Source organism: Magnetococcales bacterium (genome assembly GCA_015232395.1).
Lineage (GTDB): Bacteria > Pseudomonadota > Magnetococcia > Magnetococcales > JADFZT01 > JADFZT01.
The window spans coordinates 77,870-95,941 of the sequence record JADFZT010000004.1 but is presented as its reverse complement, the minus strand read 5'-3'; the positions used below and the strand labels follow the sequence as shown (position 1 = coordinate 95,941).

Genomic DNA, 18,072 nt, shown 5'->3' with positions numbered 1-18,072 from the left:
CGGAAATATTTTCTAACACCCGGTACAATGTACCTATTGATGACAAGAAGAAGAACCGTCATGACACCTTTGAAAGAAACTTTCAGGAACTTTCCCCGCCCTGCCCTGTTGGCCCTTCTGGGTTTGACGTTGGCAGGTTGTTCGATCACGCCGGATCCCATCAGCCGGGATTTGGCGAGGGAGCGGGCGCAGGCCAAGCTGGTGGAGATGTTTTCGGAGCAGGATCTGGTTTCGGCTCCCCTCTCCCTCCACGATGCGATTGCCCGTTCGATCAAGTTTAATCTGGGCAGCCGGGTTTACATGATGGAAAAAGCCCTGGCCCACGATCAACTGGATGCGGCGGAGCATAATTTATTGCCGTCTTTGGCGGCCTCGGCGGGCTACAGCCATCGTTCCAACGATGCGCTTTCCACCAGCGAAGCGACTTCGACGGGGGTTGAGTCGGTGGATCCGTCGTTGTCTTCGGAGCGCAATCGTTTTCTTTCGGATATGCGTCTGGCTTGGAACGTGCTGGATTTTGGGGTGAGTTACTATTCAGCCAAGCAGCAGGCGGACCAGATATTCATTGTGGAAGAGCAGCGTCGCAAGGCGTTGCAAAACCTGATGGAGGAGGTGCGGACTGCGTATTGGCGGGCCTGGAACGCCCAACGCCTGCTTCCCCGGGTGGATGGCTTGCTGGCGGAGGTTTATCCCGCCTTGAAGCGCTCCCGGGAGATGGAAAAAAAGCAGAGCCAGTCGCCGGACAAAGCGTTGGAGTTTCAGCAGGGATTGCTGCAAACCCTGCAACAGCTTTTATCCCTGCGGCGTGATCAAATGCTGGCGCGACAGGAGCTGGCAAGCCTGATGAATCTGCGTCCGGGAGTCGCCTTCAAGTTGGAGCCTGGCCAGGCTGATCCGTTGCCGCTGCCGGAAGATGATCTGGAGATGATGAAGCTGGAGGTGATGGCCCTGACGTTGCGTCCGGAGATGCGGGAAAACCAGTATCAGGAGCGTATTGACGGTTTTGAAATTCGCAAGACCCTGCTGCGTCTTTTGCCGGGGATCGAGCTGAGTTTGGCTGGCAACTATGACTCCAACAAGTTTCAGGTCAATCAATCCTGGGCCGATGCCGGGGTCAATATCGCCTGGAACGTTCTTTCTTTGCTTTCGGGTCCGACGATGTTGCAGATGGCGGAGAATCAAAAGGAGCTGAACGAAATGCGGGGGTTGGTGACCGCCATGGCGGTGGTGACCCAGCTGCATCTGGCGGAGCGCTCCAGCCGTTTGTTGGAAGAGGAGTATCAAGTCGCCCGGGATCTTTATCAGGTACACCAGCGCCGCGCCAAGCATGCCCAGGCAGCGGCGAAGGCTGGCAAGACCCACCCGATGGCGGAGATTCAGCGGAAGATGGAAAATATTTCCGCGCAGATGAAAACCGGTGCGGTTTATGCGGAATTTCAAGGCTCTGTCGGGCGTCTTTACCACTCCCTGGGTATCGATCCGCTGCCCTTGGAGATCGCTGGAAATGACCTGCAAACCCTGACCGCAGCGGTACAACAGCGGCAGGGTGAATTGCCGGATTTATTGCGTTCATTTCCACTCCAAGAAGAGGGTGGGGAGATCAACCTGGAGCCTGCTGAAAGCGGTATGACGGCAGAAGAAGATGGGACAATGGCTGAAAAAGAGGATTCAGAGGTTAAGTGACGCCATGAACGGACAAATCCACCTGGAGGGTTTTTGGGGCTCGGTTTTAAGAGGCGTGCTTCTGCTTTTTATAGCCGCAGTGCTTGGTTTGGTGGATCCGGTCACCCCGGCTTTGGCGGCTGGGGATACGCTGGAAAAGGGTGTGCAGCTGTTTCGGGAAAACAAGTTTGACAAGGCGATTGTGCAGTTCAGGAAGGTGCAGAAGGGGGAGCCGGAAAACCCCTGGGCAGCTTATTATATGGGGCTGCTGGAGCTTCGTAAGGGCAACGGCAAGGCGGCGATCAAGCAGTGGCAGCTCTATCAGCGGGTGGATCCGGCGGGTGCTGAAAAGAACGGCATTCCCGGTCGCTTGACCCTGCTGCAGGAAGAGGAGCGCAAGCAGTCGGTGGCGGCGTTGATGAAATTTGAGCAGCAGCTTTCCGACAACCCCCCGGAGCCGGGGGCGATTGCGGTTTTTCCTTTTGAAAACGAGGGTCTATCCAAATACAACGTGCTTTCCAAGGGTTTGATGGCGCTGATCATCGCAGATCTGTCGAAGGTGCCTGGATTGAAGGTTTTGGAGCGGGGCAAGCTGCAAAAATTGTTGGATGAGATCAAGCTTTCCCAATCGGGCCTGGTGCGTGAGGATGCCCAGGTCAAGACGGGCCGCATGTTGCGGGCGGAGCGCCTGGTGCTTGGGGAGTATGCCGTTGAATAACCATCGAAGCCGCTCTCATTTGTCTCTGTTTCGCTCTGTGGGTCTGGGGCTGGTGGTGGCCGGGTCGCTGGCGGGTCTGCCCCTGACCTCCCTTCAGGCGGCGGATGATTCCCTGCGGCTGGGGAGTGCGGTGTATGACTCGGTCTCCGGGAACGCTGTGGCGTCGAAGGAATATACCGGCTCGGTGCAGGGATTGTTCAAGGTCCAAAAGCAGATGGTGGGGTCGATTTTGACCCAGATGGGGATCTCCAAGTCAGATCTTCCCCCCGCGGTAGCGAAATCCCTGGAGCAGCCCCAGACCACCAACATTAAAGCGTTTGTGGCTTTTTCGGTGGGTCTGGATCTGTTTGACAAGGGTCAATATCGGGAAGCGCGTCTGGCGTTTGACAAGGCGGCGGAGATTGATCCTGGATTTGAAGAGGCGAAGGGGTTGGCGGCCTCGACCCCGAAGGTGAATGCGAGTCTGTCCCAGATGATGGAAGTGGCGATGAAGGGTGGTCAAAGTCAGGCGACGACCTTCATGGCGACCCCTGCTGGCGATCGCTCCACCACGACCCCGACGACCGGCAGCGTGGCCTCTTCTGGTGAAGAAGCTGGCGAAGAGAGTGGCGAGGAAGCCGGGGAAGAGAGCGTAGAGGAGACGGGGGAAGAGCAGGTCACCGAAAAGACCGATAGCGGTGAAGAAGGTTCTGGTGAGGGGGAAGGTTCCGGCGAGGGAGATCCCGGCTCTGGTGAAGGGAGTGGCGAGGGTAACACCGGCTCTGGGGATGGCTCCGGCGAGGGTGATTCCGGCCCGGGTGAAGGGGGCGGTGAAGGTGAGGCTGGTGGTGAGGGATCCGAAGGTGGAGAAGGGGCTGGCGGGGAAAATCTGGGGGCGCTGGTGGAGCTGATCCAAAATGATGTGGCCCAAGAAGCGGAAGTACAGGTGCAGGCATCCCGGGACGCCTTGGCCGAAGCGGTGGCGTCGGATCCGGGGAATGCTTCTCTGCTGTTGAGTCAGGCGGTGCAGAACGATCTCACCGTGGAGGAAGCGTTGGATGCGGTTTTAAATGGGGTGAAGGATTCCGGGGATAGCGGTGTGCTTCAGGATGTGTTGAACGAAGCCCTGGAGAATGGTCTCTCAGTGGACCACGCCCGCTCCATGGTAGAATCGTTGCGGGAGAGCAGCCCCTGTAATTAGGGGGCTTGGCGAATAGAAACAGTTAAGCCAAAGCAAGATCAGTCAGGAGAGGGATCATGGCTTTTTTCCCTTTTATGAAACGGCGTAAGCGCGCTTTAGAGCAAATGGATGACGCCTTACCAGGGCGTCAACCTACCTTATTGGCTCTGGAGCCACGGATTCTCTTCGATGCCACGGTGATGGGGGTGGCGGGTGAAGGGGTGATGGATGATCCGGATCTGATGATGGACACCTTTGCCGAAGCCGATGACGCACCCTCCCCTGTTTTGAATCAGGAAGTGTCTGATCTGCAAGCCCTGTTTATTCCCCCGACCCCTCTCTCCCCGGCTCCCACCGGGGTTTTGTTTGTAGATCCCACGATAGATGATTATGAGCAACTGATCACCGGCTTGGCTGGGAATGTGGAGGTGGTGGTTCTCGATGCCCAAAGCGATGGGGTGGCCCAAATCACCGATTGGTTGGCTGGTAACGATCATCCTCTTTCTGAAATCCATATTCTTTCCCACGGCGATTCCGGTTCCGTTCAGTTGGGGAATGCCGTTCTGGATGGCGATAGCCTAACTGGATATACGAATTCCCTCTCTTCCTGGAGTGAATCCCTCACGGGGGATGCGGATATTCTGATTTATGGCTGCAACGTGGGTTCTGATGCCCAAGGCTTGGCCCTGCTCGATAGTCTGTCAGAGCTGACAGGTGCGGATGTGGCGGCTTCGGATGACCTCACCGGATCAGCCGATCAGGGGGGAGATTGGGAGCTGGAGGTGGCTACTGGTGCCATCCAGGCGGAGAGCCCCTTGAGCTTTTTGGCCATGGAAAGCTATAGCGACATTCTCGCCACCGTCACCTGGGATGGGGATGCCGGGGATTTTGACTGGAACACCGCCTCAAACTGGGATACCGACACCACCCCCACCTCAGCAGACGATGTGGTGATCGATGCCCAGGAGATTGATATCACCCTCTCTTCAGGTACAGCCGCCATCAACAGCCTGGATGTGACCGGTCTGATCAATTTGGAAATATCCGGTGGTACCCTGGATGTGGCTACCGCTTCCACCGTTAATGCCGACTCCTACATCACCCTCAGCAGTGGCGCCATTGATGGTACGGGAAGCCTCTCCGTGGGTAATCTTGTCTGGACTGGCGGCTCCATCAATAGCGATGGGGGGGTTACGGTAACCAATACGTTGGATATCTCCGGAGCCAGCGTCAAATACATGTCGAGCGGTACGCTCTCCCTCAGCGGAACCGGCTCCTGGTCTGATGGCGATATCCGTATCGATTATGGCTCTCTGTTCGAAGTGCAAAGCGGCGCCACCCTGACCATCAATGGGGGGGATAAGCTTTACGACTATTATGGGGATGCCAGCAGCCTGGATATTTATGGTGACCTCATCATGAATGATACCGGGATGTCGGAGCTTTTTCTCCCGGTTAACAACAGCGGCACCATTACGATTACCGCTGGCACGCTGGTTCTCAGTGATGGCGGCAGCTATAGCGGAGATATCCTGCTTGATGATGGTGCGATTCTCCAGTTCGATGGCGGCACCCATGTGCTGGGGGATGGGGTATATATACAGGATGAAGTAGGCAGCCAGGGGGAACTCATCTCCGGAACCATCACTGTTTCCGCCGATGCCACGGCTGTGATCAGTCTCGACAGCTTTACCATGAGTGGTGGCACCCTGGATGGGGAAGGTGCTCTGGAAATCAGCGGTTCCATGGTATGGACCGGAGGCAGCATCAACAGCGATGGCAGCGTCACCTTCAGTTCGACCTATGAAATTTCCGGAACCAGTGAAAAATATATCAATTCCGGCAATCTCTATCTGAGCGGCACCGGCACCTGGTCCGATGGCAACATCCGGGCTGATTACGCTTCCCTGATTCAGATTGATACCACCGGGGCGTTGACCATCACCGGGGACGATAAGCTTTATGATTATTATGGGGATGCCTCCTCCCTCACCATCTATGGCTCCCTCACCATGGATGGCACCGGCAATGTCGCCTATCTCACCCTGCCGGTGGTCAATTATGGTACCATCACCACCACCAACGGCACCCTGGTATTGGACGATGGCGGTACCCAGGCGGGAAGTTTGGCTGCTGGCACCGGCACCGATATCGTCTTTGATGGCGGCACCCACACCTGGCAGACCGATACCATTCTTTCGGGCCTGGGAACTGTAGAAATCAAATCAGGCACCGTTACCCTGGATACCGAAGCCTCTGTCACTTCTACGGTGACCACCTTTTCGCTGACCAGCGGCACCCTCGACTCCGTAGATGGCAGCGAAACACTGAGCGTGGCCAACATGGAGTGGGCTGGAGGCACCATCGGCGCGACCGGGTTGGCTGTGACCACCTCCCTGGATATCACCAGCTCCGCCACCAAAGTCATGAGTGGTGGCACCCTGACCCTGACCGGTGCGGGCGTTTGGGATGATGGGGACATTCGTCTGGACTATGGCTCCAACTTTATCATCGACACCGGCGGCTCTCTGGATATCCAGGGGGATGTCCGGATGTATGATTATTATGGGGATGCGGGGCTCCTCACCGTTACCGGAACCCTTTCCCGCTCCACCAGCACCGGCAGCGCCTCTCTGGAACTGCCAGTCACCGCCACCGGCTCCATCAGCGTTGACCTGGGTACCCTGGAATTAAATGATGGCGGCACCATCGGCGGCAGCCTGATCGCTTCGGTGGATTCCACCCTGCTCTTTGATGGGGGCACATTCACCTGGGAAAATGGTTTGGCTCTGACCGGTAGCGGAACGGTGGAGATCGGTGCCGGTACGGTCAATATCGGTGCGGTTGAAACCGTCACATCAACGGTCTCCGAGTTTTTGCTCAGTGGTGGTGCTCTCGATGATGCCGGCTCCATGACGGCTACAGCCATGGTGTGGACAGCAGGCACCATCGGCCTGGAAGGGGGGCTGGATGTCACCACCACCCTGGAGATCAGCGGCAGCGATACCCATGTCTTAAGTGCGGGTTATCTGATCATATCCGGAGCGGCCACCTGGACCGAGGGCAACATTCGCCTGGATTATGCCTCTGACTTTGAAATTGACACCACCGGTTCCCTGGAGATTCAAGGGGATACCAAAATTTACAACTATTATGGGGATGCCAGCTACTTTTGGAATTATGGCACCGTGGATCGTACCACCGGCACCGGTACCGCCAGCATCGAAGTGGATATCTACAGTGAGGAGACCTCCACCATCAGTGTCTCATCCGGCATTCTGGAGCTGAACGTTTCTGGATCCTATTACGGCACCTTGAATGCCGATAGCGGGGGGACGCTGCTTTTTGATGGAGGTACCCACTATTGGGAAGCTGGCTTGGTTGTGAGCGGGTTGGGCACGGTGGAGCTCTCTTCCGGCACCATCAGCGTTGAAGAAAGCTTTTTCGGCGACAACGTCTCCAAGTTGTTGGATGATGCCTCGACAGAATATGACGAAGTCATCCGTGGGGATGGTTTTTATATCACTTCATCAGTCAGCACCCTCCTTCTGGATGGTGCCACCCTCACCGGTAATGGTTTGCTGGATGTGGATCATCTCACCTGGACCAGCGGCACCATCAGCGTCACCTATGGGATTTATGTCAACACCAGCCTGGAGATTTCCGGCACTGGGATTCACTACCTGGATGGTGGCGGTATTGTTCTGGATGGTTCTGGCACCTGGACCGAAGGCAACATCCGCCTGGATAACGCCGGCTACCTGGAGGTCTATTCCAGTGGCAGCCTCGATATCCAGGGAGATGTGGTGCTCTATCAGGGCGCTGGAACAGATGGCTATGTCAATAATCTGGGCACCATCCTGCGCTCCACTTCCACCGGTACTGCTGAAATTCGAGCACTTTTCGATAATGACGGCACCCTGCAGGTTTCAGCGGGTACTCTGGAGATCAATGACGACGGCACCCACTACGGTGTTTTCCAGGTGGATGATGGCGCAACCCTGCTGATTGATGGCGGCACCCAGACCCTGGCCACTGATGCCTCCCTGTCGGGGCTTGGTACCATCGAAATCAGCAACGGCACCGTCACCACCGAGGGGGACTATTCCTTCAGCGGCACGGTGAGTGTCTCTGGTGGCTCTCTGGAATTTAATGTCGATGACAATCTGGATAATCTTTCCCTGAGCAGCGGCAGCATCGGCGGTAGTGGTATCGCCATCGTCAACACCACCATGGATTGGACTGGTGGTACGATTGATACCACCGGGGATCTTCAGGTCAACGGTGCGCTGGATATTTCCGGTAGCGCGATTAAATATATGGACTCCGGCAATTTTTCTCTCGCTGGAAGCGGCACCTGGGATGAGGGAAAAATCTACCTCAACTATGGCTCCACCTTTACTGTGGATAGTGGTGCCACCCTGGATATCCAGGGGGATCTCACCATGGATGAGGTCTATAACAGCGGTGTTGACAGCTCCCTGATTGTTGATGGCACTGTCACCAAAAGCACCGGCACTGAAACAGCCTACCTGCAACTACCGGTGGATAGCATCGGCACCATCAGTGTCACCTCCGGCACCTTGGCGATGAACACATCGGGCTATTTTGAAGGGGATCTCTCTGCTGGAGATGGTGCCACACTGCTTTTTGATGGTGGCAGCCACGAATGGGCAGAGGTTGTTTTTTCCGGATTGGGCACTGTGGAGGTGGCTTCCGGCACCATCACCATCGGTGTTGAAGGGAGTGCCACCTCTACGGCGGCCTCTTTTCTTTTGAGTGGCGGCACCATTGAAGACTCCGGCACTCTGGTTGCTGCCGATATGGCATGGACCGGTGGCACCATCGGTATCGACTCTCTAACCGTCACCGGTTCCCTCGATATATCCGGTAGCGCCACCAAATATATCGATGCTGGCGGGTTGACTCTGAGTGGAGATGGGGTCTGGGATGAAGGCAATATCCGCATGGATAATGGGGCCTCCTGGAGCGTCAGTGCCGGGGGCAGCCTCGATATCCAGGGGGATATCAAACTGTACCATAGCTATGGTACGGATGCTCTTTTCGATCTCGAAGGAAGCCTCACCGTTTCCACCTCTACCGGCACCACCGAAATCAATACCACAGTGGATCTGGATGGCGCTGTTTATGTCAAATCCGGTACCCTGGAAATCAGCGACAGTGGTGCGGGAGACGGCTCCCACACCGGGACCATGGCCATCAGTGCCGACCAGTCCGTTCTGATCAGTGCCGGTGACCATGTTTTTTCAGCCCTGACGGTTACCGGTGATGGTGCCCTCGAAATCTCGGGGGGGAGTGCCGAGCTGACCGCAGCCTATGCCATCAGCAACCTGGCGGTTTCCGGCGGTACTCTCAATCTCAACAACACCGCCATCGGCAGCACCATTGCCAGTCTTTCCCTCAGCAGCGGCACCGTGGAAGGGGCTCCCGTCATCGTCTCTGTTGCTGATATGAGCTGGACTGGCGGCACCATCTCCACCACCACGGACCTTTCGGTGGTAGATCTGGCCATCAGTGGCAGCGCCATCAAATATATGAGCGGGGGTATGCTGGAAATCTCCGGCGATGCCACCTGGGATGAAGGCCATATCTACCTCAATTATGGCTCCACCCTCACCATCGCTGACACCGGCACCCTGGACATTCAGGGAGATCTCACCATGGATGAGATCTATGGCGCTGGCACCAATACCCTGATCAATGAAGGTACCCTCCTCAAAAGCAGCGGCACAGGCACCGCCTATCTGCAACTGCCAGTGGACAATAGCGGCACCCTGAATGTCACCTCCGGCATTTTGGCCATGAACATTTCCGGTAGCTATGGCGGCACCTTGAGCGCCGGCACAGATGCCTCCCTGCTCTTTGACGGCGGCACCCATACCTGGCTGGATGGGCTTGTGCTTTCTGGGTTGGGAACTGTGGAAATCGCTTCCGGGACGGTCAATATCGGAACCGGCGAGAGTGTGACCTCCACGATGAGTTCCTTCCTGATGAGTGACGGCATCCTGGATGGTCTGGGGAGCATGAGTGCCAGCTATATGGACTGGACCGGGGGCACCATGGCTCTGGAGGGGGGACTGACGGTTACGGGCACTCTGGATATTACGGGAACCGCCCTGCGCTATATCGATGATGGCGGCATCTTGAATGTATTCGGTAGTGGCACCTGGATAGAGGGCAACATTCGCATGGATAACGGGGCTGCTTGGAATATCGATGCAGGCGCGACTCTGGATATTCAAGACGATGTGAAGGTTTACAACACCTATGGCACCGCCCTCCTCACCAACAGCGGCACCCTCATCAAAAGCACCACCACCGGCACCGCCGAACTCAACCTGCCCTTTGATAACGACGGCACGGTAAAAGTCACCTCCGGCACCCTGGAAATCAACGATGACGGCAGCCATGACGGCACCTTCAACGTGGATAGCGGTCAGACCCTGCTGATTGACGGTGGCTACCAGGATCTGTTTGGGGCTGTTTCGGGGCTCGGCACCATCCAGGTCAATGGGGGCACCTTGGACATTTCCGGGGATTACAGCGTTACCGGAACAGTCAGCGTCACCGGCGGCACGGTTTATTTTGAGTCGGACGACAGCTTGTCCAACCTTTCCATCAGCAGTGGCACGGTAGGTGGAGGTGGGACGGCCACGGTGGATACGGCCATGACCTGGACGGGAGGCTATCTGGAAAATGTCGATGGTAATCTGATCGTCGCAGGCACCTTGGATATTTCCGGCAGCAGCGGCAAATATCTGAATGACACCTCCCTCCTCACCCTGTCAGGCACCGGTACCTGGGATGAGGGCACCATCTACATCAACTATGGCTCTACCTTTACCATCACCTCTGGTGCGACCCTGGATATCCAAGGCGATCTCGTCATGGATGAGGTCTATGATATCGGCACCAACTATCTGGTCAATGCCGGTACCATCATCAAAAGCACGGGTGATGGAACCGCCTATTTGTTTTTACCTGTAGAATCCACTGGCACCATTGAAGTGACCTCCGGCACTTTGGAAACAAGCATTTCCGGGGATTATGGCGGCACTCTGAGTGTAAGCGATGGGGCGGCTCTGTATTTCGGTAGCGGCACCCACAATTGGCTGGATGGGTTGGTTATCGACGGTCTTGGTACAGTGGAGGTAGGCTCCGGCACGATCAATATCGCGACCGAAGAGAGCGTTACCTCGACCGTGGGGGATTTTCTGTTCAGTGGTGGCACCCTGGATGGTGCGGGGTCCATAGCCATTTCGGATATGAGCTGGAGCGGTGGTACGGTGGCCGTGGAAGGGGGGGTTGAGGTGACCAGCACCCTGGTGCTCTCAGGCACCAGCACCAAAATCATCGATACCGCCACCTTCACCCTCTCCGGTGCGGCCATCTGGAGCGAGGGGAACCTCCTGCTCAACAATGCAGCGATCTTCAGTATTGCCAGTACCGGCTCTCTCGATATCCAGGATGACCTCACCTTTTATGACGATAATACCGGGGTCAGCCTGATCAATGCCGGTACCATCGAAAAAAGTGCTGGGGATGGCACCGCCTTGATCACCTCCCCCATGACCTCTACCGGCACGGTTTCGGTCACTTCCGGTATTTTGGAAATCAACGATACCGCCACCTTCAGTGGCACTCTCAACGCCGGTGATGGGGCTACCCTGCTGTTTGACGGGGATACCCAGACCTGGATGGATGGGTTGATTGTCTCCGGACTGGGGACAGTAGAGGTGCGTTCTGGCACCATCTCCATCGGCACGGGCGAAACCGTTACCGCCACCGTGGATTCTCTGCTCTTGAGCGGTGGGGAAATTTCAGGATTGGGAACGCTCTCAGCTGCCAGCCTGGATTGGACGGGTGGTACGCTCTCTCTGGGAGGCGGGGTAGTGGCTTCCCTCACCTTGGATGTTTCCGGGACCGCCATCCACTATCTGACCGGTACCGATCTCACCCTCTCCGGTGACGGCACCTGGATCGAGGGCAATATCATTCTGGATGATACCGCTTCCATCACCATCGACAGCGGTGCCTCTTTCGATATTCAGGATGATGTCACCCTCTATGAATCCGGCTCTGGGGCGTTTTTGAACAACCTGGGCACCCTCATTAAATCCACCTCTACGGGGAGTGCTGAAATCAGTATTGATTTCGACAATGACGGCACGGTTTCAGTTACTTCCGGTACCCTGGAGCTTTCCGGTGATGGGGATCATTCCGGCACTTTTAGCGTCGATACTGATCAGACCCTTCTATTTAACGGCACAACGCAAAATCTCTTGTCTGACTCGGTTCTTTCGGGTCTGGGAACCATCACCCTGGCCAGCGGTGCTGTAGGTCTCTCTGGCAGCTACGGCTTAAGCGGTACCCTCAGTGTGACCGGGGGTAGTGTCACCGTCAATACGGATGATACCCTGGGATCTCTCTCGGTGAGCGGGGGCATCCTGGCTGGTGCGGGGGTCATCACCACTGATAAATTGACCTGGTCCGATGGAGAGATCACCCATACCGGGGGCATCACCACCGATGATCTGTATCTGACCGGGGCTGTGGATAAAGTCCTTACCGGCGGCACCCTCACTCTGGCTGAATCGGGGAGTGGTATCTGGGATGGGGGGGGGCTCGATCTGGATAGCGGTGCTGCCTTTACCATCAAAAGCGGTAGCAGTTTTGATATTCAGGGGGACTATTCCATTTTTGCATCGAGCGGCACAGCCAGTTGGACCGTGGCGGGAGATGTTACCAAGAGTGCCGGGACTGGCAGTTTCCTGATCGATGTGCCTCTCGAACTGCAATCCACCGGCTCCATCACGGTGTCGAGCGGTACGGTTGAACTCTCCACCACCAGCGCCACCCTGGATGGCACCATCAGGGTCGATTCCGGCACCACTTTTGATTTTGGCACCGTGGACCGCTCCATCGGTGCCGACGGCGTGCTGGCAGGTCACGGCACCCTGGAGACCAACGGCAACACCCTCACCGTCAACGGCACCATCTCCCCGGGGAGTTCACCCGGTACTCTCACCATTTCCGGCAACCTGGATCTGACTTCCGGAGCCACCATCATCATTGAGCTGGCCGATACCGATGATTACGACGCCCTGGTGATCAGCGGCAATGCCGATCTGGCTGGTGAGATAACCGTGACCGCCATCGCTGCTTACGATATTGCTGCGGATCAGGTCTATGCCTTCTTCGAGGCTGCCACCACTGCGGGCAACTTTGGCGCCATCGAAGGGTTGGAGGGGACGATTGATCTGAGTGATCCCAGCAACATTACCGTCACCCTGGCGGAGCAGGATTTTCCGCCCATCGCCATTGATGATGCCATCTCAACCCCCCACGATACCCCTATCACCACCGACGACCTCACCGCCAATGACTATGACAGCGAGGGGCTGGCGCTGACTGTTTCAGCCGTCACCCAGGGCAGCAATGGTTCGGTCACCAACCACGGGGACGGCACCTTTACCTATACCCCGGACGCCAGCTTTACCGGCACCGATACCTTTACCTACACCATCACCGACGATGGCGGCAGCACTGACGAAGCCACGGTCACCGTCACCGTCACCAGCGACAACAGCCCTCCCCAGCCGGAGGATGATTCCGATTCGGTCGTTCAAGGGGAATCGGTCACCATCGATGTCCTTTCCAACGACGTCGATTACGACGATGACACCCTCACCATCTCCGCCTATACCCAGCCCGATTATGGCTCCATCGTGCTCAATGGCGACGACACCATCACCTATACCGCCCCCTCCAACTATTCCGGTAGCGATACTTTCACCTATACCGTCGATGACGGCAATCAAGAGACCGCCACCGCCACGGTGACCATTTCGGTCTCAGAGACTCCCAACAACTCTCCTACCGCCGTTGATGACACTGCCACCACTGAGGAAGAGAGAGCCATCACCCTCTCCGATCTTTTGGATAACGACAGCGACCGGGATGGGGATTCCCTCTCCATCAGCAGTGTCGGCCAGGGGAGTTACGGCACGGTGGTGGACAATGGTGATAACACCGTCACCTACACCCCCGATAGCGGCTTTATCGGTACCGATACCTTCACTTACCGGATTTCCGACGGCTCCGCGAGCGATACCGCTACGGTGACCATCACGGTGACCGCTGGCAACGATCCCCCTGTGGCAACGGATGATTCCCTGGATCTGGGTACCGGTCAGGGCAGCCGCACCATCGATGTTTTGGCCAATGACAGCGATCCGGAAGGGGGAGACCTCACTATTTCCAGTTATGATCAGGGGAGCTACGGCACGGTGAGCCACGACGGCAGTGGCACCTTTACGTATACCCCGGGAGATGATTTTGCAGGCTCTGACTCCTTCACCTATACGATCTCTGACAGCGATGGCGCCACTGCGACCGCGACCGTAACCGTTTCAGGCACCACCTCTTCGGATAATACGGTCCCTGAAGCGATAGATGATCAACTGGAACTCGATTCCGATCAATCCCGGGGCTCCATCGATGTTTTGAGCAACGATTTTGATCTGGACGAAGATACCCTGACCCTCTCCGAGTATACCCAGGGGCGTTATGGCACGGTGGTGGATGAAGGAAACGGGGTTCTCTCCTACACCCCTGGTATTGATTTTATCGATAGCGATTCATTCACCTACACCATCACCGACAGCGCTGGAGATACCGCTACCGCCACCGTAACGGTCACCGTCGCTTCCACCACCAGCAACAGCGACCCCATAGCCGAAGCCGACCTGCTGGAAATCGGCACCGGCCAGGGCAGCCGTACCATCGATGTGCTGGCCAACGACAGCGACCCGGACGGGGACACCCTGACCATCAGTGATTTCAGCCAGGGGGTCTACGGTTCTGTAGTGCATGATGGCGATGGCGTCTTTACCTATACCCCGGCGGATGGTTTTACCGGTTCGGACTATTTTACCTACACCGTCAGCGACGGCCTGGGAGGAACCGCCACCGCAACGGTCACAGTGAAAGTCAGTGACAACACCGATCCGACAGCCGTTGATGATTCGGTCTCAATGGCAGCTGGGGAAGGTGAGGTTACCTTTTCGGTTCTCGACAATGATACCGATCCTGATGGCGACACCCTCTCGGTGACCGATTATACCGAGGCCAGTTTTGGTACAGTCGTTCATCACGGCGATGGCCGCTTTACCTACACCCCGGCGGATGGTTTTACCGGTTCGGACTATTTTACCTACACCGTCAGTGATGGCCTGGGAGGAACCGCCACCGCAACGGTCACAGTTGAAGCTTCAGCCAGCGACAACACCGATCCAATAGCTGTTGATGATTCGGTCTCAATGGCAGCTGGGGAAGGCGAGGTTACCTTTTCGGTTCTCGATAATGATACCGATCCTGATGGCGACACCCTCATTGTGACCGATTATACCGAGGCCAGTTTTGGTACGGTCGTTCATCACGGCGATGGCCGTTTTATCTACACCCCTGAGAACGGTTTTTCCGGTACCGACCGATTTACCTATACCGTGGAAGATGGCTTGGGTGGGAGCGCTACGGCCACGGTTACCATCGATATAGCCGCTGAAACCACTGTGCTTACAGCCGAAGATGATGCCGTCACCACCGTAGAGGATTTTCCCCTGCGCATGGATGAACTGCTGGAAAATGACAGCGGTACGGGTGAGCTGACGATTACGGGTTTTACCCAGGCCAGCCATGGTACCGTCATCAACATCGACAACGATAGCATGCTCTACATCCCCGAGGTTGATTTTGCCGGGAGTGACTCCTTCACCTACACCCTCACCGATGAGAGTGGCGAAACAGTCCAGGCTACAGTCACGATCACCGTCACCGCCGTCAACGACTCCCCCCTGGCCCTGGATGACAGCTATGTGGGCGAAGAGGATAAGCCGATTGTCACTGGTAATGTCCTGAACAACGACGGAGATGTGGAGGGGAGTGACCTGACGATTATCTCCTTCAGCGATGCCGACCACGGTACGGTGGTCTACATCGACAACGGCTCTTTCATCTACACCCCCGATGCCGGTTATTCCGGTAGTGATTCTTTCACCTACACCGTGACGGATGAGGATGGGGCCGAGGGGCTGGGAACGGTTTTTATCTCCATCTTGGCCGTCAATGATGCGCCCACGGCTGTCGCCGACGAGGTAACCACCGATGAGGACCAGGCGGTGGTGATCGATCCCCTGGCCAACGACACCGACGATGATGGGGATACGCTCACTCTGATCAGCTTCAGCCAGGGGAGTTATGGGGATGTGATCGACAACGGCGACGGGACGCTTTCCTATGAGCCGGATGCCGATTTTTTTGGAACCGACACCTTCACCTATTCAGTGGATGACGGCAACAATGCCACTGCCCAGGCGACGGTGACGATCCATATCGAACCGGTCAACGACGCTCCCAAGACCGCCCAGGGAATTTCAGACCTGACGGTGGAGAGCAATGTTGTTTTTGTCTACACTCTGGATTCCGGCTCCTTTTACGATCCGGATGCCGATGATTCCCTGACTTATCAGGCGATGCTGGAGGATGGCAGTGCCCTTCCGGCGTGGCTCTCGTTTAATGGCAACACCGGCACCTTCAGCGGTACGGCCCAGGGAGAGGATGCCGGGAGTTATACCATTGAGGTGAAGGCTTCTGATGGCCACTCCACTTCGGACGCCCTCTTTTTCACCCTGACCGTTCACCATGAGGAGCCTGACTATATTCCAGAGGTGCCGGATACGGGTACCGATATGGGGGATCCAACCGACATCACCGATCCGGCGGATACCACGGATCCTCTGGACGGCTCTGGGGATGGTGAGGATCCTGCCGGAGATTTTACCAATCCTCTGGATGAGGAAGGCAATCACGATGACGGCACCCCTGACACGACTCCCGATGTCGATTTTCGGATGGAGGAGGATCCTTCCGGTGATGGGGAGGAATCCGGAAATTTGGACGGAGATGCTGGAGAACCGGGAGTAGACACTCTGCCGGACTCCGGGCAGGAGAGTGGTGAGGGTGAGGCGGAAGGTGGCGAAGATCCAGTGGCCCAGGAGGAGGAGACTCCTCTGGAAGAGGTGATTGAAGAGGATGCCCGCAAGGAAGGTGATGATTTTGACGGGGAGCCTGGGGAAGAGGATGACGAAGGGCGTGAAGCGAGCTCGGAAGAGGAGGAAGAGCTGAAAGAGGGTGAGGAGCCCGAGGAAGGGGAAGAAGGTGCTCGGGAAGGCCAGGAAGAGGGGGATGGTGAGGAAAAATCCCCAGAGGAGCAGGCCGAGGAAGAGGGTGAGGAAACCCTGGATGATGAGGGAGAGACCGACGGTGCCCAGCTTGGGGAAGAAGGGGAAGAGTCCGGCCAGGAGGGAGAAGAAAATGGAGGTGAAAACAGCGGTGGAGACCATCTGGAGACCCTCATCACCGAAGCTGAAGGGGCAGGTCTTACCTCTCAGCTACAGTCCGCCCTCTCCCAGCAGGAGGCCGACACCCAGGAGATTCAAGCCCTCTTTTCCGATATCGTGCGGTTGATGCAATGCCAATAAAATCTCCCATCCATCTGGTTTTCGTGGCTCTTTTTGGAGCGGTATTGTTTTTGGATACCCCTTCGTTTCCGGAAGTCTCAGACAATCATTCTGGCTCTGATTTTCAGGAAGCTCCTTTTTTTCAGATAACCCCGGGGCTCGCTGAGGAAACCGCTGACGGTCAAACCTATACCTCCTCCGTTAATGGTATTTTGCACCCGGCCCGGGAGACCACTCTCTCCAGCCAGCTGGATGCAGCCATTGTCCGGCTTTCGGTCAAGGAGGGGGAGGCTTTCCGAAAAGGGCAGGAGCTGGTGGTATTTGACTGCCGGGTCTATCGGGCCCGGCTGAAAAAGGCCAAATCCGAGGTGACCATCGCCCGGGAAGAGGTGAAGTCCAACAAGGAGCTGGAAAGTTTCCAATCAGTCAGCCGTCTGGCGTTGGCCATCTCCGAAGCGGAACTCACCCGCGCAAAGGCCGAGGAGGAAGAGGCCAAAACCCGGGTCTCCAGGTGCAGCATCTACGCCCCCTTTGCCGGGCGAGTGGTCAAGCGCCACGCCCACCCCCATCAATATCTCTCCCGGGGGGATGAACTGCTGGAAATATTGGACCACCGCCGCCTCTATCTCCATTTTTTGATCTCTTCGGATTGGCTCAAATGGGTCAAACCCGGTCTGACTTTTCCGGTTCGCATTCGGGAAACCGGCGACCGCTACGAAGCGAGCATCGCTCTCTTGGGAGCCAAGGTGGATCCGGTGAGTCGCACCATCAAGGTGAGAGCCGATATCAAGGGGGTTCATCCGGAGCTGATGGCAGGGATGAGCGGTACCGCCTATTTTAATCCCCCCACTCCCCCTCCCTCCTCCCTCAACTCTTCCCTGTCAGGCCTGGAAGCGTATGATCTACCCCCCTCTCTCTCCACCTTGCCATGATGTTGGCTATCGGCCCGGTGTGGCAACCCCATGGTGATGCCGGGCCTTCCCAATTGAGTC

The 18,072-nt window shown here is 56.6% G+C and carries 5 protein-coding genes; all 5 read left to right on the top strand.

What is annotated here, in order from left to right; genetic code table 11:
• Positions 1-60 precede the first annotated feature (60 nt).
• The 5 genes from HQL52_02425 to HQL52_02405 are packed head-to-tail and all read left to right on the top strand — an operon-like array spanning position 61 to position 18,012.
• Positions 61-1,683, top strand: coding sequence for a TolC family protein (locus HQL52_02425; GenBank protein MBF0368288.1), 1,623 nt, complete (start codon positions 61-63; stop codon positions 1,681-1,683).
• 4 nt (positions 1,684-1,687) lie between these two features.
• The gene (locus tag HQL52_02420; protein ID MBF0368287.1) at positions 1,688-2,380 is read left to right on the top strand and encodes a hypothetical protein; all 693 of its coding nucleotides are present in this window, start codon (positions 1,688-1,690) and stop codon (positions 2,378-2,380) included.
• A complete protein-coding gene (locus HQL52_02415) occupies positions 2,373-3,560 on the top strand; it encodes a hypothetical protein (GenBank protein ID MBF0368286.1) in 1,188 nt (395 codons plus the stop codon). The genes HQL52_02420 and HQL52_02415 overlap by 8 nt, the downstream gene beginning before the upstream one ends.
• A 56-nt stretch (positions 3,561-3,616) precedes the next feature.
• Complete coding sequence (locus HQL52_02410; protein ID MBF0368285.1) at positions 3,617-17,101, top strand: tandem-95 repeat protein; 13,485 nt, start codon at positions 3,617-3,619, stop codon at positions 17,099-17,101.
• Positions 17,092-18,012 carry an efflux RND transporter periplasmic adaptor subunit gene (locus HQL52_02405; protein MBF0368284.1) on the top strand — a complete coding sequence of 307 codons (921 nt, stop codon included), beginning with the start codon at positions 17,092-17,094 and terminating at the stop codon, positions 18,010-18,012. Before HQL52_02410 ends, HQL52_02405 begins: the two co-directional genes overlap by 10 nt.
• Positions 18,013-18,072: the final 60 nt, after the last annotated feature.

Bases quoted from the DNA above. Each gene is read 5' to 3' on its own strand.
- HQL52_02425 (MBF0368288.1), top strand. From the start codon at position 61: ATGACACCTTTGAAAGAAACTTTCAGGAACTTTCCCCGCCCTGCCCTG.
- HQL52_02410 (MBF0368285.1), top strand. From the start codon at position 3,617: ATGGCTTTTTTCCCTTTTATGAAACGGCGTAAGCGCGCTTTAGAGCAA.
- HQL52_02420 (MBF0368287.1), top strand. From the start codon at position 1,688: ATGAACGGACAAATCCACCTGGAGGGTTTTTGGGGCTCGGTTTTAAGA.
- HQL52_02405 (MBF0368284.1), top strand. From the start codon at position 17,092: ATGCCAATAAAATCTCCCATCCATCTGGTTTTCGTGGCTCTTTTTGGA.